This window comes from Bacillus sp. JFL15 (genome assembly GCF_001184225.1).
Taxonomy (GTDB): Bacteria; Bacillota; Bacilli; order Bacillales; family Bacillaceae; genus Bacillus; species Bacillus siamensis.
This window is the reverse complement of the sequence record NZ_KQ236689.1, coordinates 2,978,329-2,998,754: the sequence shown is the minus strand read 5'-3', so window position 1 is coordinate 2,998,754 and position 20,426 is coordinate 2,978,329. Positions and strand designations below refer to the sequence as shown.

Genomic DNA, 20,426 nt, shown 5'->3' with positions numbered 1-20,426 from the left:
CCGGAAACAGCAGTATGCATTCTAGTGACAACAGCAGAGTCCCTCAGAAAAGGCAGCCGGAATTAGTCCGGTATTGTTATGAAGAAAATACCAAACTTCCTATTTCAATTCCATCACTGGATTTTTATACTTGTGGCTGTAAGCAAATACACATGACAAGGAGAGAACAAAATGAAAACATCTTTTTTGAAGAAAACCGCTGTAACTGCCGCTGCAACTGCTTCAGCCGCCTTGCTTGCATTCAGTCCGCTTGAGTCTGCCAGTGCAAAAACAATTCAGGCAAATGAATCGCCTGTCTTGCAGGCTTTTGCCGAGAAAACACCGGGAGATGCGGCAAAGCTTTTAGACATCATCCGCCAATCCATTTACGAAAAAGACGGCGTCTATTATTTTGACGGTGAAAAAGCGGTTGAATTGGGATTAGATAAAGAAGCCGCACAGACCATTCAAAAGCTGTGGGACAGCTCAACGGAATTTTTAACGGTCCTTTCCCAATGTATCGAGAAAACGGACGGCGAATATACATTTAATAAAGAAAAAGCAGTGGAGCTCGGCTTTACGGAAAAAGAAGCTCTTATCGTTGATCAGCTGTTCACCGCTTTCTCCCAGAGTCTTCATATTCTTCAATCTGCGCTGGTTGAAGAAAACGGCGTGTATACGTTTGATCAGGAGCTTGCTGAAAAAGCAGGTGCAGGTAAAAAAGAAGCGAAGCTGTGTGCTGGATTCTTTAATTCACTGCCGCAGGAATTACTTGAAGGCATTTATACAGCCTTTCACCCGGCTGAGTAAACGAAAAAAACGCCCGGTCATCCAGCCGGGCGTTTTTTTAATTCAGCAGTTTAAGCGCAAGCATGATGAGAAATACAGCTCCGAACATACAGGCGGCATTTGTCAGCAGCCTCCCGTAATATCTTTCCTGAAACCGCCTCTCCTCGTCTTCATAACCGTCTGGCGCCTTCATCTCAGCTTCGCCAAAGTCAAGCGGCTCCTTCATCATATGATATACCCTTTTGCACTCACCGCATGTATCAAGATGGCGGGAAATATACCGCTCTGTTTCTGTTTCACAATCGCCTTCAATATATAAAGGGAGTAAATCTCTCACTAAACAGCAAGTCATATGTGTCCGTCCTTCCTTTTTTCCGCCAAGTGCTGTTTCAGCTGCATTCTCGCCCTGTATAAGGTGCTCTTCACCTTCGGCAGGCTCCAACCCAAAATATCAGCAATCTCTTCGTATGACAGCTCTTGAAATTCCCTTAAAATTAAAACGGTCTGCTGATCATTTTTCAGACGCTGAATCTGCCCGGCCAGCGCGTTCTTTGTGTCTGTCCGGTCAACGTAATGCTCCGGCAGTTCATATGTTGTTTGCTGAAGCCCTTCATTCAAGGTGATATCTGAAAATTGGTATTTTCTGTCCCGTCTGTACCAATTGATGAAGGTATGGTGGGCAATTGCATAGAGCCACGTGCGGATAGACGAGTGCCCCTTAAATGACTCAAGCCCGTTAAATGCTTTCATAAATGTATCCTGAGCGAGATCTTTAGCGGTCTCAGCGTGATGTGTGCGTCTGTAAAGGTAATACATAATATCTTGATAATGTTCACGGTACAACTGTTCAATTGACATCTTGTTTTTCATTTAAAAATAAAACCACACTGTCATCCAGATTGAGAGCACAATGAAGAAACCATACAGTCCATACGTCAGGCATTTCATATATTTAATTTGGCGGATGTCGCCCGGCGGCGGCTTCATATCATGTTCATTCTGTCTTTTTCTGTTTTCCGCCTCTGCTCCGAATTCCGGTTCATGTTCTTTCATCCATTGAAGCGTGCCGCCTTCAAGTTCCCCTTCCTTATACAGGTCGTATAAATCGAAGAAGACAGCCTTTCTTTCTTTATTGTTCATAAAGGTTCACCGCCTCGTAAGTATCCGCGTTTACTACATATGCGTCATGGCGGTTTGAACCGAACGGCTGAATAATAACGAGCCATGCGTTATATGTTACGCCGTCTTTCACCGCTTTGACAGGCTTCACCCGCTTTTTATAAATGATGCCGTTATATGCCCCCGCCACTCTTTTGAAGGCTGTTTCCCCGTCTCTGTATGTATGCGGGAATGTTTTGGCGCTTACCTGTCCGCAGGATGAGGCCTCTATCATGCCTTCTTCATTTCGGAGCGTAAAAACGGATGTTCCTTCAAGGTTTTCAAAAACGAGACCGTCTTCCGATTTGTCAATTTGCTTAAACTTTGAAGTATCCGCGCCCAGCAATGTAAAAAGCCTCTTCTGAAGTTCTTTTTTTGTCAAAACGGTGCTGCCTGATGAGATTCTGATTTTCACAAGGCGCCCGGATTCGGCATCAAATACCAGCTCCGCCCCGTTATTCGCTGTTACGGTCACACTGCTGCCGATCAGGCTGTTGATATCTGTATTTGTGATTTCAAATGTCTGACCAGGCATTTGAAGCGTATGAAAGACGGCTTTTGATGCTTTCAATATGTCTTTTTCCTTCATGTGCACCTGCGGCAGCGACTGAAGCTGATAAATAGACGGGTCTTCTGAAAAACCCATGATCGTTTCTTTTTCCCAGTAAAATACAGCACCCGTTTGTTCGTGATGCTTCCCTTGTCTTTTCGGCGCGATCTCCACGACAAACTGTCCGTCTTCTTTTCTCACTGTTGTCTGAATGCCTTGTGTTTTTAGTTTTCGGCCGTGCGCCGACAAGAAATCCAGCGACTTTTTCCGGTACTCTTCTTCTGTTAAAGTGCGTCCTTGCGGTTTTTTTAGATATTGATAATTTGTGATCATTCGGGAAACCTCGTCCACTTCCGCTTCATAATCTTCCGTTTTAAAGCGGTAAAAGTAATGGAGATCCTGATTGGTTTCTGTCAAATAAATCGGATTCCTAGCCGGAAAAAATGACGTAAGGATCCGTTCCGCCTGGTCTGAAGTAATATGTTCGCCCACATAATCAACAGAATCTTCAGCTATCGGTTTTGAAATCGCAAATGCGGCATCCCCTGCGTTGTACACCGGATTCAAAAAGACAATAAAACCAGCGGCAGCGGCCGCCGCAAGAAAGCTTTTCGTCCGCCGTCTGATCCTGTCTGACCGATGAAATAAGTGATGGGTCATCAGAAAACCCGCCATTGCTAAATACACCGTAAACGGGAGAAGCCTGCCGTAATCTTTTGATACCCCGGCCGAGGACGGAGAGAGCACCCACACCAATAGCCCGATGACCGCTGCATAAAACACGCCGATAAAAACCGGCCTCGGTTTCCAATACATTTTAAAAAATAAAACATTCATAGAAATCAGAAGGAGTAAAACAACCGCAACGGAACAAAGCGAGGAGACGATATCCTCTGCAGCCATTGTGTCACGATTGCTGTTCCAGAAAGCAAAAAAACTGAAGATCAGCTGAATGACGGGCAGTGTCACCACAGTGAGATCAAACGTATAAAACATGCCCTTTCCCCTCTGCTCCTGCGGCATCAGCATATAGTGAAACGCGGTAAGCAGCACATATCCGTACATTAAGAGATGAACGATCGGAAGAAGCTCTCTTTCTTCCGTTGTCAAATAGTGCGCGCTAAAGTGAGTGCTCTGCACCTGATGAACCAATTCAATCGTTATGCCCGCCAATAATACGGCCCGAAGCATGATCCCGCCATAAAACCAAACTCTTTCAGGGCTGATTTTCGGATGGAAAGTCAGCCCGTATAAAACAGCAAGGCAGACGGCCGACCACTGGATGATCAACACACTCTGTCTGCTCAAAATGAAATATCTGTCGAAATGCTGAATAAAATGACTGAAAATCTCTGACATCTGTAACAATCCTTTACGTTTATTAAGGCCTCACCCGTTTAGACAACCGGCATTAAAAAAAGTTTTAAGGAACCTAACATTTTTCCCCTATCATTTTTCCCGTCTTCATCTGTCATTTTTTTCAGAAGAAATCGCGTCATTCGACTCATGTCTATTCCGACACGTGCCTCTCGGCTTATCCCCTGACACCGCCTCCCAGGAGCCTGTACGGGACGATTCTATCAATTCAGCTGCGGAGTCTAGTTTTATATTGCAGAATGAGAGATTGCTGGTTTATTATAACAATATAAGTTTTCATTATTTTCAAAAAGGGGGATTTATTGTGGGTTTAGGTAAGAAATTGTCTGTTGCTGTCGCCGCTTCTTTTATAGGTTTAACGATCAGTCTGCCGGGTGTTCAGGCCGCTGAGAATCCTCAGCTTAAAGAAAACATGACAAATTTTGTGCCGAAGCATTCTTTGGTGCAATCTGAATTGCCTTCTGTCAGTGACAAAGCAATCAAGCAATATTTGAAACAAAACGGCAAAGTCTTTAAAGGCAATCCTTCTGAAAGGCTGAAGCTGATTGACCAAACGACCGATGATCTCGGCTATAAACACTTCCGTTATGTGCCTGTCGTAAACGGTGTGCCTGTGAAAGACTCTCAAGTCATTATTCACGTTGATAAATCCAACAACGTCTATGCGATTAACGGTGAATTAAACAACGATGCTTCTGCCAAAACGGCAAACAGCAAAAAATTATCTGCAAATCAGGCGCTGGACCATGCTTTTAAAGCAATCGGCAAGTCACCTGAAGCCGTTTCTAACGGAAACGTCGCAAACAAAAATAAAGCCGAGCTCAAAGCAGCAGCTACAAAAGACGGAAAATACCGCCTCGCCTATGATGTAACGATCCGCTATATCGAACCGGAACCTGCAAACTGGGAAGTAACCGTTGATGCAGAAACTGGGAAAATCCTGAAAAAGCAAAACAAAGTGGAACATGCGGCTGCAACCGGAACAGGTACGACTCTTAAAGGAAAAACGGTCTCATTAAATATTTCTTCTGAAAGCGGCAAATATGTGCTGCGCGATCTTTCTAAACCTACCGGAACACAAATTATTACGTACGATCTGCAAAACCGCGAGTATAACCTGCCGGGCACACTCGTATCCAGCACCACAAACCAGTTTACAACTTCTTCTCAGCGCGCTGCCGTTGATGCGCATTACAACCTCGGCAAAGTGTATGATTATTTCTATCAGAAGTTTAAACGCAACAGCTACGACAATAGAGGCGGCAAGATCGTATCCTCCGTTCATTACGGCAGCAGATACAATAACGCGGCCTGGATCGGCGACCAAATGATTTACGGAGACGGTGACGGTTCATTCTTCTCGCCTCTTTCCGGCTCAATGGATGTAACGGCCCATGAAATGACACACGGCGTTACACAGGAAACAGCCAACCTGAACTATGAAAATCAGCCGGGCGCTTTAAATGAATCCTTCTCTGATGTATTCGGGTACTTCAACGATACTGAGGACTGGGATATCGGTGAAGATATTACGGTCAGCCAGCCGGCTCTCCGCAGCTTATCAAATCCGACAAAATACGGACAGCCTGACAACTACAAAAATTACAAAAACCTTCCGAACACTGATGCCGGCGACTACGGCGGTGTGCATACAAACAGCGGAATTCCGAACAAAGCCGCTTACAATACGATTACAAAAATCGGCGTGAACAAAGCGGAGCAGATTTACTATCGCGCCCTGACGGTATACCTCACTCCGTCATCAACCTTTAAAGATGCAAAAGCAGCTTTGATTCAATCAGCACGGGACCTTTACGGCTCTCAGGATGCTGCAAGCGTAGAAGCGGCCTGGAATTCAGTCGGCTTGTAAACTAGAAAAGAGACCGGATGTCCGGTCTCTTTTTTATCTCTGATACATTTCACAACGGCTTCACCATGATCATATATGTCTTTTCCCGATCGTCTTTTTCAAGCTTCAGCTGTTCAAAACCGCATTGGCTTAAAAACAGCACCCATTCCTGCCTGTCCAGGGGAACGGCTGCAAACATCGCTTTATGCTCCGCTCTCAGCCGGCCGGCAATCTCTTCAATGACCGCCCGACCGATGCCTTTCTCTTTTGCCTCTGGAGCGACGGCCACAGTCCCGAGCCACGGTTTTCCGTTTGAGGGCGCCCATTCTAAGTGAAAGCTGACGGCGGCAGGAGCGCCGTCAAGCTCCCATACGAGCCACGTCCCATTGTACATGGAGTATGCAAGCATAAACTCCGCCGCATTTTTTGTTCCGAATTCTTCGGCTCTCCACACCGGGTGTGCCGCCGCCAGCTGCTCCAGAAATTCCAGATCTTCTTCTTCAAACTCCCTATCTGTCAGCATGTAAATAGTCGTCAAAGATGATTTTATGTATCGCCGGATTCCCCGCAAGCACGCTGTGGTTATCTAAAAACGTAAACGGTTCGCCGTCTGTTGTCGTGTAAATGCCGCCGACTTCGTTCAGCAGCACGCAGCCGGCAGCGTAATCCCACGGCGCGAGCCTCATTGTGATGTATGCGTCAATGCGGCCGGCCGCAACACTGGCCAGTTCAAGTGCCGCCGAGCCGTAGGAACGCGTTCCTCTTACCCGTTTTACGAGCGGCGCCAAAATACTCGGGTCGATTCTTCTGTTTTCCGTGACCCATGTGGCATTGATTGCAATAATCGATTCTTCAATGGAAACCTCTTTTAAAGGAGCAAGCGGCGTGTCGTTCAGATATGCCCCTTTTCCGCTGAATGCATGATACAGCTCGTCCTGCATCACATCATAAATTAAGCCGATTTTGCCTTTTCCGTCTTCAAAAATACCGATGGAGATTGCGAAATGCCGCTTTTGATGGACAAAATTCATCGTCCCGTCAATCGGATCAATGATCCAGACGATTCCGTCAAGGGAGCGGAGTTTATCTCCCTGCCCTTCTTCGCCGAGGATGCGGTGCCCGGGAAAAGTTCCCTGTATACGGTCAATGAAAAAGCGTTCCGTCTCTTTATCCATATTTGTGACTAAATCATTCGGATTTGATTTTGTTTCAATCGTCAAGCTTTCCTGCATGGATTGTCTGATTCTCGTTCCGGCTTCTTTTACCCATTGTTTTGCGATATCATCAATTTCCGTCCAATTTGTCATACCGTGTACCTCTTTTCTATGTATAGCTTACTCTATAGCATACTGATAAAAACGATTAAAAAGCAAGGAAAATGAAAAAAATGCCTTCTCACGTAAAAACGAACCATTTCCTGCGGTTCGTTTTTACTATTCTTTATCCGTTAAGACGAATCCATTCTTTTCTGAGACGTTCCAGTTTTCTTTTACTGAGATCGATTTGATCTTCATTCTCTTTTTGCATGGCCTCATAAAGGGTTGCCAATTCATAATCAACCTCTAGTCTCCAGACAGCTACACGGTTATTTTTTTCCTCCCTGAATCCTTCCTTCACCACTTGCCTCATTGTCTTTCGCCCCTTCCAGAGATCATTTGTTAAAAAAGCATCCCATTTTCCAATTCATTATTAATGATACTTCTTATATCCTATGGAAACTTATATTCGGCTGTAACAACATTCTTAAAATTGTGTGTTTACCTATTCATTTTTTACCACCACTCCTCTCCGCTCAAACGTTCTCAATGTTTTTGCGGCCGGCAGGGGCTGTGGTAAAATATGAATACTTACGATAAGGAGGAAAAAGATGACTCAGATGCGTTTTACAAAAGAGGACTTTGACACATTTACAATAGAAGGATTAGATCCGCGCATGGAGGTGTTAAAAGAACAAGTGCGTCCGAAGCTGACTCTTTTAGGAGAACATTTCGCACCGACATTGTCGGCATTGACCGGAGATGAAATGTTCCCGCATGTCGCAAAGCACGCGAGAAGATCTGTCAACCCGCCGGCTGACAGCTGGGTTGCCTTTGCAAACAGCAAACGCGGCTATAAGAAGCTCCCCCACTTTCAGATCGGACTATGGGACACTCACATGTTTGTATGGTTTGCCATCATTTATGAGTCTCCGATAAAAGAGGAATACGGCAGATTGCTGGAAGCGAAGCAGGATGAAATCACAAAACAGATTCCCGGTCATTTTGTATGGTCGCCGGATCACACGAAGCCAGGAGCGTACAAGCAGTCGGAGATGGATCGGGAACAGCTGAAAACATTATTTGAACGTCTGCAGACCGTAAAAAAAGCAGAGCTTTTATGCGGCATTCAGCTGCAAAAAGAAGACGTGATCAACATGAACAACAATGAATTCCTGCAAACCATTGAAGATACTTTTAAGAAGCTTTCCTTTTTATACACACTGACTCAGAAAGTCTCATAACATAAAAAAGCGGGCCGGTTTCCGGCTCGCTTTGTTTACATTTTGATAACCGCTTGATCTGATTGTTTCGCCTCTTTCACAGTCCGATACGGGGAATAGCTGCTGTCCGCTTCAAATTGGCTGCAGATTTTCTTTTCCTCCGCCTTTCCGGGAACGATTTCTTTAAAGCGGCGGTACGCATCCAAAAGTCTGTTGCGGTCAGTTCCTTTTTCATAGGCGTTTTCCACCTGCTGAAAAAACGCAATGACATCCACGGCCTCCTCTGTCGTCCAGTCTTCATTCATCGGATATTGATATTCCAAATGTCTTCACTCCTTTATAATCATGCTCAAAATAAGCATCTTCCATAGATCATAAATTGTTCTTTACTTTCTTTCAAGTTCATAATATAATTCATTTGTTTTACGTTTAAAAAACGGGTAATCATACTGAATGTAATACAAACTAATCCGTAGGTATTATGATAAAGGTGGGAAAACAATTGCCGCAACATGAAACACCCCTGTACAGCGGACTGAAAAAGCACGCGGACAGACAGCCTGTCCAATTCCACATTCCGGGCCATAAAAAAGGCGCGGGAATGGATCCGGAATTCAGACAATTTATCGGAGAAAACGCGTTAAGCATAGATTTAATTAATATTGAACCTTTGGATGATTTACATGCGCCAAAGGGCATCATTAAAGAAGCGCAGGACCTGGCCGCAGAAGCATTCGGCGCAGACCACACCTTCTTTTCCGTACAAGGGACGAGCGGCGCCATTATGACGATGGTCATGGCCGTATGCGGACCCGGAGATAAAATCATCATCCCAAGAAACGTTCATAAATCCATTATGACGGCCATTGTATTTTCCGGAGCGGTGCCGATTTTTATACACCCAGAAATTGACGATGAGCTCGGGATTTCTCACGGCATCACGCTTGAGTCTGCCGAGCGGGCTTTGACTGAGCACCCTGACGCAAAAGGTCTGCTTGTCATCAATCCGACGTATTTCGGTGTGGCGGCTGACCTGAACAGCATCGTCAAGCTCGCGCATTCTTTCGATGTGCCTGTTCTTGTCGATGAAGCGCACGGCGTGCATATTCATTTTCATGATAAGCTTCCTTTGTCAGCCATGCAGGCGGGCGCTGATATGGCAGCCACAAGCGTGCACAAATTAGGCGGCTCTCTGACGCAGAGCTCCATTTTAAATGTGAGAGAAGGCCTTGTGTCCAAAGAAAGAGTGCAGTCGATTTTAAGCATGCTGACGACAACGTCAACATCCTATCTGCTTCTCGCTTCACTTGATGTCGCAAGAAAGCGGCTCGCTACAGAAGGCCGCGGCCTTCTTGAAGATACGATTCTGCTGGCGAATCAGACACGGGAACGCCTCAATCAAATTGAAGGCATTCGCTGTGTCGGCGAAGAAATCACAGGATCTAAAGCCGCCTTCAGTTATGATCCGACTAAATTAATCATTTCGGTCAAAAACCTCGGCCTGACCGGGCATGACATTGAAAAATGGCTGCGCGAATCATATAATATCGAAGTCGAGCTGTCCGATTTGTATAACATATTATGTATTTTCACTCCCGGAGACAGAGCAGGAGATGCCGACCGCCTCGTAAACGCGCTTACAGACATTTCAAAGCAGGCGGCTGCCAATGAATATGCTCATCAGCAAACGGAAGTTCTGCTTCCTGAAATTCCTCTGTTAGCGATGACGCCAAGAGACGCGTTTTATGCAAATACGGAAGTCATTCCGTTAAAAGAATCCGCGGGACGGATCATTGCAGAGTTTGTCATGGTGTATCCGCCGGGAATTCCGATCTTTATTCCGGGCGAAATCATTACTGAAGAAAACATCAGCTACATTTTCAAAAACCTGGACGCCGGCCTTCCGGTGCAGGGTCCGGAAGACGCAACGCTTGAAATGATCAGAGTCATCAAAGAACAAAAAGCCATCCAATAAACATAAAGAAGCCCGAAACGATTTCGTTTCGGGCTTTTTTACACTTTTTACTCTTCTTCAAGATGACACCGGCATTGTCCGCAGCATGTTCCGTATAACGTCGTTACCTTCTCATCCTCAAAGTAATGAATCGCTTCGTTACAGTCTTGGCAAACAATCGTACCCATCTCTCATTCCCCATTTCTCAGAATTTGAAAACGCTTAATTCTTACTTGTTGTTATTATATTATTATGTCACATTTAATATGTCAACCGATAAATTGTATAACACATTTATTTTTTATGGTCTTTTTATAGCCCGAGGATCAATCACGGTATATCCTTTATTACGCAATCCTTTTACAATGTCCGGCATGGCTTCGGCCGTCCACTTCCGGTCATGCATCAATATGTTGGCGCCGTCCCGCAGATAAGGGCTGCTCAGCGTGATATCGGTAAGCGCTTTTTTGGATTGATATTTCTGATCCCAATCGTAGCCGAAGGTCCAGTTCATTTTCACCATACCTTCTTGTTTTATAAGTTTGTCACTGTAGTCCGTATTGCTTCCGAAAGGCGCCCTGAAAAACGCCGGTTTCTCCCCGGTTATCTTTTCAACGGCTTTATTGACGCCGATGATTTCTTCCCGTTGTTTTTGTTCGGAAAGGTCTTTTAAATTTTGATGAGTCATTGTATGATTTCCGATCATAAAGCCTAACTCATGAATATGCTGAAGCGCTTTCTTATTTTCATCTTTTTTCAAAAATTGGCCGTTCACAAAAAAGATCGCTGACGCATGGAGATCATGCAGTTTGTCCGCAATCTCAGCGGCATGCTGATCGGGTGCATCATCTATCGTTAACAATGCAATCGGTTTTTTGTCTTTCTGGTCATCCAGTTTTTCCACGGCAAAGGTTTTCGGATTGATATAGTAACGGGGCTCTGCCTTCTGTTTTTTCCGTTTTTCCTCTTTTGTATGAGTGTTTTCCTGTTTAGCATGATTGACCGCATCTTGAGAATGGGGTTGTTTATTTGTTTGCGTTTTTTCAGTTGATTGGCAGCCGACGAGCAAGCACATCCATATGACGGCGGCAGCGGCTTTATACATGACAATCCCTCCTGATATGGTTTTGCCCACAGTATAACGAAAAAACAGCGCTCTCACGAAAAATAATGTGCCTTTTTTACACATCGGCTTCACAAGTTGTCACACGTATTATTTCTTCATTAAAAACGGTTTCAATTATATAACAATTAAGTAACAAGCCTTAGGTTTTTCACCTCTCGTGATACACTTGATATAGTCCTTATAAATGGATGAACCAATATATTATCTAAAACAGAGGAGTAAGATAGATGCGCTACCGTACGGTGATTCCCTTTTTTTTGATGCTGTTCGTTCTGTCAAGCTGTTCGGTTTCTACTGTCAGTCCATTCAAAAATAACCGGATCGACAGCATTCATCACACTCAAATCTTGTTTTTTTCCGATGAAAATCATATAGATAAAGAAGTGCCTTACTACGATGCGATTCTTGATTTAGAAAAGAAATATCCCCATCATGTTGATCAAATGAAAGTATATGGCAACAGAAAGGGCTGGGAAGAAGAAATCAACACATTCCCGGCACTGATGGTAGTCAATCACCGGCATGTCGTCATGAAGATTGAAGGCGCGGTAAAGAAAAAAGAGGATATTATCAAGCCTATGCAGCATGTGCTTGCACAATAAAAACAGCCCCCGCTTTTAAAAGCGGGGGCTGTTCATTTTCTTGCAATGATTATTTTACGATATGGATCGGGCTTCCGATTGCCACTTCGGCAGCTTCCATTGTGATTTCGCCCAATGTCGGGTGAGCGTGAATTGTCATTGCGATATCTTCAGCAGTCATTCCGCCTTCGATCGCCAGGCTCAATTCAGAAATCATGTCAGAAGCGCTCGCGCCGGCAATTTGCGCACCGATCACAAGACCGTCTTCTTTACGAGTGATCAGCTTCATGAAGCCGTCAGTTTCGTTAAGAGACAGCGCGCGTCCGTTTGCAGCAAACGGGAACTTAGCAGCAACGACTTCAATGCCTTCTTCTTTCGCCTGTGCTTCAGTGTAACCGACAGAAGCCAGTTCAGGCTCAGAGAATACAACCGCCGGAATACCGAGGTAATCGATTTCAGCAGGTTCTCCCGCAATAGCTTCCGCAGCGATTTTACCTTCGTAAGACGCTTTGTGAGCCAATGGAGGGCCGTCAATGATGTCACCGATTGCGTAAATGTTCGGTACGTTTGTGCGGCACTGCTTGTCCGTTTTAATGACACCGCGGTCAGTCATTTCGATACCGACTTGCTCAAGGCCGAGCTCATCAGTGTTCGGACGGCGTCCGACAGTGATTAATACGTAATCAGCATCAACCGTTTTTTCTTCGCCTTTTACTTCGAACGTAACTGTTACGCCGTCAGGTCTTTCTTCAACGCCTTTAGCCATAGCGCTTGTATGGATTTCAACGTTGCCTTTTTTCTTCAGTCTGCGGGTAACGAGAGAACTCATTTGTTTTTCGAAGCCCGGAAGAATTTCATCTCCGCCTTCTAAAATCACCAATTCAGTTCCGAAGTTTGCATACGCTGTTCCAAGCTCGGTACCGATATATCCGCCGCCGATAACAACGAGTTTTTTCGGAATTTCTTTAAGCGCCAGTGCGCCTGTAGAGTTCAGGACACGTTCGCTATATTTGAAGTTTGGCAATTCGATAGGGCGAGAACCGGTAGCAATGATCGCGTTTTTAAATGTGTATGTTTGCGCAGAGTTCTCATCCATTACACGTACAGAGTTGCTGTCTACGAAATAAGCTTCGCCTTTTACAACGTCCACTTTATTTCCTTTTAAAAGACCTGCAACACCGCCGGTAAGCTTATTTACAACAGAAGCTTTCCATTCTTGGACTTTTGTAAAGTCAACTTTTACGTTCTCAGCAGTGATTCCCATGTCATCTGAGTGTTTTGCATTCTCGTAACGATGGCCTGCATTGATAAGCGCTTTTGAAGGAATACAGCCGACGTTCAGACAAACGCCTCCAAGAGTTGCTTTTTCAACGACTGTGACTTTTTGTCCAAGCTGAGCAGCGCGGATGGCAGCTACATAGCCGCCAGGTCCCGCACCAATCACAAGAGTATCTGTTTCAATAGGGAAATCTCCTACTACCATAACATTACGCCTCCATTAAAATAAGTTGTGGATCGTTCAGTAAACGCTTGATGTGGTTTAACGCATTTTGTGCAGTTGCTCCGTCAATCATACGGTGGTCAAAGCTGAGAGAAAGAGCTAAGACAGGAGCAGCTACAATTTCACCGTCGCGGACGATCGCCTTTTCAGCGATGCGGCCGATACCGAGAATCGCAACCTCTGGGTGGTTGATAACCGGTGTGAACCATTGGCCTCCGGCAGAACCGATATTTGTGATTGTGCAAGAAGCGCCTTTCATTTCCGCAGGTGCAAGCTTGCCTTCACGCGCTTTTGTAGCAAGGCTGTTAATTTCATCAGAGATTTCGAAAACGGCTTTACGGTCGGCATTTTTCACTACCGGCACAAGCAGGCCTTTTTCAGTATCCGCTGCAATTCCGATGTTGAAGTAATGTTTTTGGATCACTTCATCTGTTTTATCATCAATAGATGTGTTTAAAACAGGGAATTTTTTCAGAGCGGATGTTAAGGCTTTTACGACGTAAGGCAGGTAAGTCAGCTTGATGCCTTGATCAGCAGCAACTTGTTTGAACTGTTTGCGGTGAGCAACAAGATTTGTTACGTCAACTTCATCCATAAGAGTTACGTGCGGTGCAGTATGCTTAGAGTTCACCATTGCTTTAGCAATCGCTTTACGGATACCGCTCATTTTTTCGCGTGTTTCAGGGAACTCGCCTTCAGGAGCCTGAGCCGCTGCAGGTTTAGCCGTTTCCTGAGGCGCCGCTGTTTCTTGCGGTGCCGCTTCTTGAGCTCCGCCGTTTACAAAGCTGTCGATATCTTCTTTTACAACACGTCCGTTATTTCCTGAACCTGTTACTTTGCGGATATCAATGCCTTTTTCACGTGCATATTTGCGTACAGAAGGCATAGCGATCACGCGTTTGTTCGGATCAGCTTCCGCTTGGTCCTGCTGTCCTGCGCCAGTTTCTTTTGCAGGCTCTGCTGCGCGTTCTTCTTTCGCTACGTCCTGTCCTGCCTCAGCGGAAGACTGAACTTGCGCTTCAGTTTTCGCATCGCCGGATTCGTCGCTTCCTTTAAATTGAAGATCTTCGTAACCAGGTGCGTCAAACGTAATAATCGTTTGTCCAACAGTTGCAACCGTTCCCTCTTCAACTTTTAATTCTAATACTTTTCCTTTAACAGGTGAAGGAATTTCTACCACTGCTTTATCATTTTGCACTTCAGCCAGTACATCGTCTTCTTCTACCTCGTCGTTTGGCTTAACAAACCATTTTACGATTTCGCCTTCGTGGATACCTTCCCCGATATCCGGAAGTTTAAATTCAAATGCCACAGTTTTCGACCTCCTAGTTGATTAAGCAAATTTTAGTTATGCATACGCAAGCATTGAACCTTTAAAAACAGGTTTATAATAGAGGAAAAGAACGTGTGTCTTTCCCTCCTGTTATGAAGCCTGATTAAAATTCAAGAACTTTTTTCGCAGTTTCAAGAACGTCTTTATGGTTTGGAAGCCATACGCTCTCAGCTTGCGAGAAAGGAAATACTGTATCAGGCGCTGCGACACGCAGTACCGGAGCTTCCAGGCTCAGGATCGCGCGGTCATTGATTTCAGCTACAACGTTGGCGCCGACACCTGCTTGTTTTTGAGCCTCTTGCACGACAATTGCGCGGCCTGTTTTTTCAACAGAGGCGATAATCGTATCGATATCAAGCGGGCTTACAGTGCGAAGGTCGATAACTTCAGCAGAAACGCCTTCTTTTTCAAGCTCTTCAGCAGCTTTAAGCGACTCATGAACCATTGCGCCGTATGTGATGATAGAAAGGTCAGCACCTTCGCGTTTCACGTCAGCTTTTCCAAGCTCAATTGTGTATTCTTCCTCAGGAACTTCCTGACGGAAAGAACGGTAAAGTTTCATATGTTCTAAGAAAACGACTGGGTCGTTGTCACGGATTGCAGAAATTAAAAGTCCTTTTGCGTCATACGGAGTAGACGGAATAACAACTTTAATACCCGGCTGCTGAGCCACAAGGCCTTCTAAGCTGTCAGCGTGAAGTTCAGGAGTGTGAACCCCGCCGCCGAATGGAGAACGGATTGTCACCGGAGAACTCCAGCGGCCGCCTGAACGGTAGCGCATACGGGCCATTTGGCCTGAAACTGAATCCATTACCTCATATACGAATCCGAAGAATTGGATTTCCATAACCGGACGGAAACCGTTTAACCCTAAACCAAGAGCGAGACCGCCGATACCGGATTCAGCAAGCGGCGTATCAAATACACGGTCTTCACCGAATTCTTTTTGCAATCCTTCAGTCGCACGGAATACGCCGCCGTTAACACCAACGTCTTCTCCGAAAACTAAGACATTTTCGTCATTTTTCAGTTCTGTGCGTAACGCATCCGTGATTGCTTGAATCATTGTCATTTGCGCCATGGCTTACTTCGACTCCTTCTGTGTATAAGTTTCTAATTGCTCTTTTAGGTTGTAAGGCAATTCTTCGTGCATGATTTTGATTAAATCAGTCACTTTTTGCTTCGGTTCAGCATCTGCTTTTTTGATGGCCTGCTTAATTTCTTCTTTTGCAGCCTCAATTACTTTGCTTTCTTCTTCTTCAGACCACAGGCCTTTGTTTTCAAGGAAAGCGCGGAAACGGACGAGCGGATCTTTCTGCTCCCATTCGTTTTCGATTTCTTTCGTGCGGTATTTAGTCGGATCGTCACCGGCCATTGTATGCGGACCGTAACGGAACGTAAGTGTTTCGATCAGTGTCGGGCCTTCGCCGTTAATTGCGCGTTCGCGCGCTTCAGCAGTTGCAGCGTACACCGCAAGGGCATCCATACCGTCAACCTGAACGCCGACAATACCTGCTGCGGCCGCTTTTTGAGCGATTGTTTGAGCCGCTGATTGTTTTTCAACAGGAGTTGAAATCGCATAGCGGTTATTTTGCACTACGAAGATCGCTGGCGCTTTGTAAGCTCCGGCAAAGTTGATTCCTTCGTAGAAGTCCCCTTGAGAGGCACCGCCGTCACCTGTGTATGTGATAGCTACGGCTTTTTTACCCCGTTTTTTAAGACCGAGCGCTACACCGGCAGTTTGGATGTATTGAGCACCGATAATGATTTGCGGAGAAAGGGCGTTCACATCATCTGGCATTTGGTTTCCGCGGAAGTGTCCGCGGGAGAATAAGAACGCTTGGTAAAGCGGCAGACCGTGCCAGATTAATTGAGGCACATCGCGGTAGCCCGGAAGAACGAAATCTTCTTTTTCAAGCGCGAAATGCGTTGCGATTTGTGAAGCTTCCTGGCCGGCAGTAGGAGCGTAGAAACCGAGACGTCCCTGACGGTTTAATGAGATAGAGCGCTGATCAAGCACGCGTGTGTATACCATGCGGCGCATAAGCTCTTTTAATTGATCATCTGTTAAATCAGGCATCGCCGCTTCATTCACGACTTCTCCCTTTTCATTTAAAATTTGGAACGTTTCGAACTGCTTCTTAATGGCATCAAATTGCTTCTTACTGTCAACGATTGTTTTTTTCGTTTTTGCAGCCATACTAAAGTCACCTCTTCCTTTCTTTTAAACAGTCATTAGACGTGCATTCCTGTATACATACAAACTTAGGATACCCTAAAGTATTAGCAGCAAGTCGTATATATTTAGCCTATCCCCAGTTTGCCGAAACCTTTATGTAGGATCATCACTATCTGATCTGAACTGTATTATTTCGGAGTTGTAAAAGACTGATACAACACCGCTTAACATGGATAAGTTTACACTAAATAAAGAAGACCCGTCAATCGTTTTAAATGTTGATTTTAAATAAATGTATTCGCTTTATATTTTTCCGGCGGGACAAGCTGTTCATCAGCCAAAACTGTACTAGTATACATACACCTGCTGTACTACAATAGAATTCAGAATCCTTTTTTCCGCATAAAAAAAGGGCCGGGCATCCGGCACCTTTCATCGCTTTCAGCTTTCATTGACATGAAAGCCGGCCTCTTTATACAGCTCTTCTCTGGCCTGATTATACTCTTTTGTCTGCTTGTTAAACGCTCCGCCCCGCTTTAATACCTTTTTGTAGGAATCGTTCACTTTGCCGATCTTCTTGTCGAGGTCTTCTGCAGTCAGGTCTTTTTTCTTAATGGCGCTGTACAATTCTTTATCATATTGAATGGCTTTCATATAGTCTTTATAGAGTCCGCCGTATAAATCATAGCGTTTTTCCATATGTGAGGCTGCTGCTTGCGCCTTTTTCTTAATGGACCGGTCTTTAATCGATCCGGCTGTTTGTGTGACGGTTTCAAATTCTTTTTTCGAACTGTCCATGCTGTCTTTTTCCGTTTTCAGATGCTGCTTGCGCTGTTCCGCGTTTTTAAGGGCCTCATCCGAAAGTGAGACGATTTTTTCGTAATCATTCATATTCAGCTGAATGACTTCGTTATACAGCTCATCTTCCTTTTTCTCTAATTTTTCTAATGTTTTCTGCTCTTTTTGAAACGGTTTTTCCGCCTGTACGGCTTTTTCCATCGAATCATGAATTGTTTCAACCGGGTCTTTCTCCCCGCAGCCTGCAAGCAGCATACTTGCGGCGGCGAGCGCTCCGATTCCCGCCAGCATCTTTTTTTGTAACATATTCACTTAAAATCCCCCAATCTTGACAATTTCCACTATAGAAGCCAGAACGCCTTTTGACAATAGCTGAGCTGTAATTGGTATTCCCGGAATTTTTGGGCAAAGACATTTATAGCTTCGCCAGAGCGTACTTGCGTAAAAAATTGAGAAAACAGGGCGGATGACCATACATCTTTTTGGCTTTTACATAGTTTATAGTAGACGCCGGCCCTGCTGAAAAGGGTCAGCGTAATTAAAAGAGGAGGTTTTTTTATGTACGGATATGGATTTGGCGGCGGATTTGGCGGCGGTTGTTGCGGCGGATACGGTTATGGCGGATACGGATACGGCTGCGGAGGCGGTTACGGCCGCACATTCGCATTAATCGTCGTATTGTTTATCTTATTAATCATCGTCGGTGCCGCTTATTTAGGCTGCGGCTGCTGACCTTATACACCATGAACATCGGCCGGCCTGCTATGGCCGGCCAATTGTTTCGTTGCGCCGCGATAAGGAAGTTCGCTATAATTTACATATTAAGCTTTAGGAGTGAAGTTTCTTGATTACTATGGAAAATATTGTCCGCGACGGACATCCCGTGCTCAGAGAGATCGCTGAAGAGGTCCGGCTTCCCGCTTCTGACGAAGAAAAACAGCAACTTGCTGATATGATTGAGTTTGTGAAAAACAGCCAAAATCCTGAATTAGCCGAGAAATACAACCTTCGTCCCGGAGTCGGTCTTGCCGCTCCTCAAATAAACGTAAAAAAACGGATGATCGCCGTTCATGCTGAAGATGCGAAAGGCACTTTATACAGCTATGCCCTTTTCAACCCTAAAATCGTCAGCCACTCAGTGGAAAAAAGCTACTTGACGAGCGGAGAAGGCTGCCTGTCAGTAGACGAACCCATTCCCGGCTATGTGCCGCGCTACGCACGCATCCGAGTAAAGGCGACGACGCTTGAAGGGGAACAGATTGACATCCGCCTCAAAGGTTTTCCGGCCATCGTGTTCCAGCATGAGATCGACCATTTGAACGGTGTGATGTTTTACGATCATATCGATCAGGAAAATCCGTTAAAAGAACCTGAAAACGCCATTGCTATTGACCGTTAAAAAGAACCGGCACTTCTTTAAGTGCCGGTTTTCTTCATTTCAAAAGCCCCAGTTCTTTGACAGCCCAGCTGATTCCCTCTTCATCCACCGGCTTTGTGACGAAATCAGCGGCAGCCTTTAATTCCGGAACTGCATTTCCCATCGCCACCCCGGTGCCGACAAAACGGATCATCTCAAGATCATTTAGTCCGTCGCCGAAGGCATAAGTGTCGCTTATGCTGTACGGAAGGCGCTCAAGCACTCTTTTAATGCCTTCCGCTTTTGAACCGCCCTTTGGAAGCACATCCGTTGACAGTTCATGCCAGCGGACATAATCAAACTCCGGAAAAGCGGCGTATGCTTTTTCTTCATGTCCGCGGCAGAATAAAAGCAGCTGATAAATATCTTTTCCTTTATAAAATGTTTCATCAACTTCGGGATAAGGCGCTTTCAGACTGCCGATTCCTTCCGAGACGTGCGGATGTCCAGGAACGGTCGTTTTCATCGTGTCTTCCGCCATGAATACGACGGGGTGCCCCCCTTCTGCCGCCTGCTTTAATAAACGCGCGACCGCATCTTCCGGCAGCGGATTTTTATAAATCACATCGCCTTCAAACACGACATATTGGCCGTTGTATGAAATAAATGATTCAATCTCCAGCTCTTCCAGAATCGGTTTTACCATAAACGGAGACCGCCCGCTGGCGATAAAAACGTGATGGCCGGCCTCTTGAAGCGCCGCCACGGCGTTTCTTGCGCTATCGGGGATATGTTTATCATGATCATAGATCGTGCCGTCAATATCAAAAAAGATCAGTTTTGGTTTCATGTCAATTTCTCCTTTATCCCGTTTATCAGTCGTGTCTTGTTCAATATCATCATACAGAAAGTTTTTCTTCCGGCAAACAGCCTTGATGAAATTCCAATTTTACCCACGAAAACAAATCCGTTTTTGCCGCATACTACTGCTATAAAGGGCTTTAAAGGAGGTATATGATGCTGCGCCGGTTACGGAAGAAACTCAGAAGACAGTGGGGCGGAATGCTCCGGAAAAAAGTCATCGCGTAGAAGGGATCTTTCGGTTTTTGAAAGTCCCTTTTTTGCTCGAGACTTTCCTTATAATCCGTTTTCGAATATAATAGAATAAGCGAGTCTAACATACGGCATTTAAGGAGAGATTTGGATGATTTATAAGGTATTTTATCAAGAGAAGGCTGACGAAGTACCTGTACGGGAAAATACAGATTCACTTTACATTGAGGGCGTTTCAGAACGGGACGTCAGAACAAAACTGAAAGATAAGAAATACAACATTGAATTTGTTCAGCCTGTGGACGGTGCTTTTTTAGAATATGAGAAGCAGAGCGAAAATTTTAAAGTATTGGAGTTATGAGC

General features: G+C 45.1%; 24 protein-coding genes. 8 read left to right on the top strand and 16 right to left on the bottom strand.

From position 1 onward, the window contains the following. The first annotated feature begins 171 nt into the window (after positions 1-171). Entirely contained in the window at positions 172-789 is a 618-nt protein-coding gene (locus AD710_RS15110) for a hypothetical protein (RefSeq protein ID WP_049628412.1), read from the top strand. Positions 790-826: 37 nt separating this feature from the next. Here the strand turns inward: AD710_RS15110 and AD710_RS15105 are convergent, their stop codons facing one another. The 4 genes from AD710_RS15105 to AD710_RS15090 are packed head-to-tail and all read right to left on the bottom strand — an operon-like array spanning position 827 to position 3,835. Continuing rightward, a complete protein-coding gene (locus AD710_RS15105; protein ID WP_045927171.1) occupies positions 827-1,120 on the bottom strand; it encodes an anti-sigma factor family protein in 294 nt (97 codons plus the stop codon). Then, the gene (locus AD710_RS15100) at positions 1,117-1,638 is read right to left on the bottom strand and encodes a sigma-70 family RNA polymerase sigma factor (RefSeq protein ID WP_049628411.1); all 522 of its coding nucleotides are present in this window, start codon (positions 1,636-1,638) and stop codon (positions 1,117-1,119) included. Before AD710_RS15100 ends, AD710_RS15105 begins: the two co-directional genes overlap by 4 nt. Next, entirely contained in the window at positions 1,639-1,908 is a 270-nt protein-coding gene (locus AD710_RS15095; RefSeq protein ID WP_016936249.1) for a hypothetical protein, read from the bottom strand. It lies immediately after the preceding gene. After that, a complete protein-coding gene (locus AD710_RS15090) occupies positions 1,898-3,835 on the bottom strand; it encodes a hypothetical protein (protein ID WP_049628410.1) in 1,938 nt (645 codons plus the stop codon). Before AD710_RS15090 ends, AD710_RS15095 begins: the two co-directional genes overlap by 11 nt. 322 nt (positions 3,836-4,157) lie before the next feature. Between AD710_RS15090 and AD710_RS15085 the strand changes: the two genes are divergently transcribed. After that, positions 4,158-5,723, top strand: a complete 1,566-nt coding sequence (locus tag AD710_RS15085; RefSeq protein WP_016936252.1) for a M4 family metallopeptidase — start codon at positions 4,158-4,160, stop codon at positions 5,721-5,723. Between the two features lie 49 nt (positions 5,724-5,772). Here AD710_RS15085 and AD710_RS15080 read toward each other — a convergent pair whose 3' ends face one another. The 3 genes from AD710_RS15080 to AD710_RS15070 all read right to left on the bottom strand — a co-directional run bounded on the left by AD710_RS15080 (position 5,773) and on the right by AD710_RS15070 (position 7,331). Then, on the bottom strand, positions 5,773-6,225 hold the full coding sequence (locus AD710_RS15080; protein ID WP_016936253.1) for a GNAT family N-acetyltransferase: 453 nt from the start codon (positions 6,223-6,225) through the stop codon (positions 5,773-5,775). Then, positions 6,212-7,009, bottom strand: a complete 798-nt coding sequence (gene suhB, locus AD710_RS15075) for an inositol-1-monophosphatase (RefSeq protein ID WP_016936254.1) — start codon at positions 7,007-7,009, stop codon at positions 6,212-6,214. The genes AD710_RS15080 and suhB overlap by 14 nt, the downstream gene beginning before the upstream one ends. Positions 7,010-7,142: 133 nt before the next feature. After that, positions 7,143-7,331, bottom strand: a complete 189-nt coding sequence (locus AD710_RS15070; RefSeq protein ID WP_003154513.1) for a hypothetical protein — start codon at positions 7,329-7,331, stop codon at positions 7,143-7,145. 238 nt (positions 7,332-7,569) lie between these two features. On the opposite strand from AD710_RS15070, the gene AD710_RS15065 reads away from it, so the two are divergent. Continuing rightward, complete coding sequence (locus tag AD710_RS15065; protein WP_047475190.1) at positions 7,570-8,202, top strand: DUF1054 domain-containing protein; 633 nt, start codon at positions 7,570-7,572, stop codon at positions 8,200-8,202. Positions 8,203-8,237: 35 nt separating this feature from the next. Here AD710_RS15065 and AD710_RS15060 read toward each other — a convergent pair whose 3' ends face one another. Then, the gene (locus AD710_RS15060) at positions 8,238-8,504 is read right to left on the bottom strand and encodes a UPF0223 family protein (protein ID WP_016936256.1); all 267 of its coding nucleotides are present in this window, start codon (positions 8,502-8,504) and stop codon (positions 8,238-8,240) included. Between the two features lie 179 nt (positions 8,505-8,683). Between AD710_RS15060 and AD710_RS15055 the strand changes: the two genes are divergently transcribed. Beyond that, the gene (locus AD710_RS15055; protein WP_047475193.1) at positions 8,684-10,156 is read left to right on the top strand and encodes an aminotransferase class I/II-fold pyridoxal phosphate-dependent enzyme; all 1,473 of its coding nucleotides are present in this window, start codon (positions 8,684-8,686) and stop codon (positions 10,154-10,156) included. A 47-nt stretch (positions 10,157-10,203) separates the two neighbouring features. On the opposite strand, the gene AD710_RS19315 is transcribed toward AD710_RS15055, so the two are convergent. Together AD710_RS19315 and AD710_RS15050 are read right to left on the bottom strand one after the other, a co-directional pair. After that, positions 10,204-10,323 (bottom strand): GapA-binding peptide SR1P, encoded by a 120-nt coding sequence (locus AD710_RS19315; RefSeq protein ID WP_076982563.1) that lies wholly within the window; start codon positions 10,321-10,323, stop codon positions 10,204-10,206. A gap of 113 nt (positions 10,324-10,436) precedes the next feature. Further along, positions 10,437-11,240 (bottom strand): polysaccharide deacetylase family protein, encoded by an 804-nt coding sequence (locus AD710_RS15050; protein WP_049628409.1) that lies wholly within the window; start codon positions 11,238-11,240, stop codon positions 10,437-10,439. Positions 11,241-11,488: 248 nt separating this feature from the next. Here AD710_RS15050 and AD710_RS15045 point away from each other — a divergent pair, with 248 nt between their 5' ends. Beyond that, positions 11,489-11,863 (top strand): hypothetical protein, encoded by a 375-nt coding sequence (locus AD710_RS15045; protein WP_045926935.1) that lies wholly within the window; start codon positions 11,489-11,491, stop codon positions 11,861-11,863. A gap of 49 nt (positions 11,864-11,912) precedes the next feature. Here the strand turns inward: AD710_RS15045 and lpdA are convergent, their stop codons facing one another. From lpdA to AD710_RS15020, 5 genes are all read right to left on the bottom strand, one after another. Beyond that, on the bottom strand, positions 11,913-13,325 hold the full coding sequence (gene lpdA, locus AD710_RS15040) for a dihydrolipoyl dehydrogenase (protein WP_045926934.1): 1,413 nt from the start codon (positions 13,323-13,325) through the stop codon (positions 11,913-11,915). A 4-nt stretch (positions 13,326-13,329) separates the two neighbouring features. After that, positions 13,330-14,655: a pyruvate dehydrogenase complex dihydrolipoyllysine-residue acetyltransferase gene (gene pdhC, locus AD710_RS15035; protein WP_016936261.1), complete on the bottom strand. Its 1,326-nt coding sequence runs from the start codon at positions 14,653-14,655 to the stop codon at positions 13,330-13,332. Between the two features lie 124 nt (positions 14,656-14,779). Then, positions 14,780-15,757, bottom strand: coding sequence for a pyruvate dehydrogenase complex E1 component subunit beta (gene pdhB, locus AD710_RS15030; protein ID WP_016936262.1), 978 nt, complete (start codon positions 15,755-15,757; stop codon positions 14,780-14,782). A 3-nt stretch (positions 15,758-15,760) separates the two neighbouring features. Beyond that, a complete protein-coding gene (gene pdhA, locus AD710_RS15025; RefSeq protein WP_013352119.1) occupies positions 15,761-16,876 on the bottom strand; it encodes a pyruvate dehydrogenase (acetyl-transferring) E1 component subunit alpha in 1,116 nt (371 codons plus the stop codon). Between the two features lie 420 nt (positions 16,877-17,296). After that, entirely contained in the window at positions 17,297-17,965 is a 669-nt protein-coding gene (locus AD710_RS15020; protein WP_016936263.1) for a YkyA family protein, read from the bottom strand. A 246-nt stretch (positions 17,966-18,211) separates the two neighbouring features. Here AD710_RS15020 and AD710_RS15015 point away from each other — a divergent pair, with 246 nt between their 5' ends. Beyond that, entirely contained in the window at positions 18,212-18,385 is a 174-nt protein-coding gene (locus AD710_RS15015) for a YjcZ family sporulation protein (RefSeq protein ID WP_003154542.1), read from the top strand. Between the two features lie 112 nt (positions 18,386-18,497). After that, positions 18,498-19,052, top strand: coding sequence for a peptide deformylase (gene def / locus AD710_RS15010; RefSeq protein WP_016936264.1), 555 nt, complete (start codon positions 18,498-18,500; stop codon positions 19,050-19,052). 34 nt (positions 19,053-19,086) lie between these two features. On the opposite strand, the gene AD710_RS15005 is transcribed toward def, so the two are convergent. Continuing rightward, on the bottom strand, positions 19,087-19,860 hold the full coding sequence (locus tag AD710_RS15005) for a Cof-type HAD-IIB family hydrolase (protein ID WP_049628408.1): 774 nt from the start codon (positions 19,858-19,860) through the stop codon (positions 19,087-19,089). 354 nt (positions 19,861-20,214) lie between these two features. Here AD710_RS15005 and AD710_RS15000 point away from each other — a divergent pair, with 354 nt between their 5' ends. Continuing rightward, a complete protein-coding gene (locus AD710_RS15000) occupies positions 20,215-20,424 on the top strand; it encodes a DNA-dependent RNA polymerase subunit epsilon (RefSeq protein ID WP_045926930.1) in 210 nt (69 codons plus the stop codon). Positions 20,425-20,426: the final 2 nt, after the last annotated feature.

What these genes read in the sequence shown, in the direction of transcription:
- AD710_RS15110 (WP_049628412.1), top strand. Translation starts at nt 172, where the DNA reads ATGAAAACATCTTTTTTGAAGAAAACCGCTGTAACTGCCGCTGCAACT.
- AD710_RS15105 (WP_045927171.1), bottom strand. Translation starts at nt 1,120, where the DNA reads ATGACTTGCTGTTTAGTGAGAGATTTACTCCCTTTATATATTGAAGGC.
- AD710_RS15100 (WP_049628411.1), bottom strand. Translation starts at nt 1,638, where the DNA reads ATGAAAAACAAGATGTCAATTGAACAGTTGTACCGTGAACATTATCAA.
- AD710_RS15095 (WP_016936249.1), bottom strand. Translation starts at nt 1,908, where the DNA reads ATGAACAATAAAGAAAGAAAGGCTGTCTTCTTCGATTTATACGACCTG.
- AD710_RS15090 (WP_049628410.1), bottom strand. Translation starts at nt 3,835, where the DNA reads ATGTCAGAGATTTTCAGTCATTTTATTCAGCATTTCGACAGATATTTC.
- AD710_RS15080 (WP_016936253.1), bottom strand. Translation starts at nt 6,225, where the DNA reads ATGCTGACAGATAGGGAGTTTGAAGAAGAAGATCTGGAATTTCTGGAG.
- suhB (WP_016936254.1), bottom strand. Translation starts at nt 7,009, where the DNA reads ATGACAAATTGGACGGAAATTGATGATATCGCAAAACAATGGGTAAAA.
- AD710_RS15070 (WP_003154513.1), bottom strand. Translation starts at nt 7,331, where the DNA reads ATGAGGCAAGTGGTGAAGGAAGGATTCAGGGAGGAAAAAAATAACCGT.
- AD710_RS15065 (WP_047475190.1), top strand. Translation starts at nt 7,570, where the DNA reads ATGACTCAGATGCGTTTTACAAAAGAGGACTTTGACACATTTACAATA.
- AD710_RS19315 (WP_076982563.1), bottom strand. Translation starts at nt 10,323, where the DNA reads ATGGGTACGATTGTTTGCCAAGACTGTAACGAAGCGATTCATTACTTT.
- AD710_RS15050 (WP_049628409.1), bottom strand. Translation starts at nt 11,240, where the DNA reads ATGTATAAAGCCGCTGCCGCCGTCATATGGATGTGCTTGCTCGTCGGC.
- AD710_RS15045 (WP_045926935.1), top strand. Translation starts at nt 11,489, where the DNA reads ATGCGCTACCGTACGGTGATTCCCTTTTTTTTGATGCTGTTCGTTCTG.
- lpdA (WP_045926934.1), bottom strand. Translation starts at nt 13,325, where the DNA reads ATGGTAGTAGGAGATTTCCCTATTGAAACAGATACTCTTGTGATTGGT.
- pdhB (WP_016936262.1), bottom strand. Translation starts at nt 15,757, where the DNA reads ATGGCGCAAATGACAATGATTCAAGCAATCACGGATGCGTTACGCACA.
- pdhA (WP_013352119.1), bottom strand. Translation starts at nt 16,876, where the DNA reads ATGGCTGCAAAAACGAAAAAAACAATCGTTGACAGTAAGAAGCAATTT.
- AD710_RS15015 (WP_003154542.1), top strand. Translation starts at nt 18,212, where the DNA reads ATGTACGGATATGGATTTGGCGGCGGATTTGGCGGCGGTTGTTGCGGC.
- AD710_RS15005 (WP_049628408.1), bottom strand. Translation starts at nt 19,860, where the DNA reads ATGAAACCAAAACTGATCTTTTTTGATATTGACGGCACGATCTATGAT.
- AD710_RS15000 (WP_045926930.1), top strand. Translation starts at nt 20,215, where the DNA reads ATGATTTATAAGGTATTTTATCAAGAGAAGGCTGACGAAGTACCTGTA.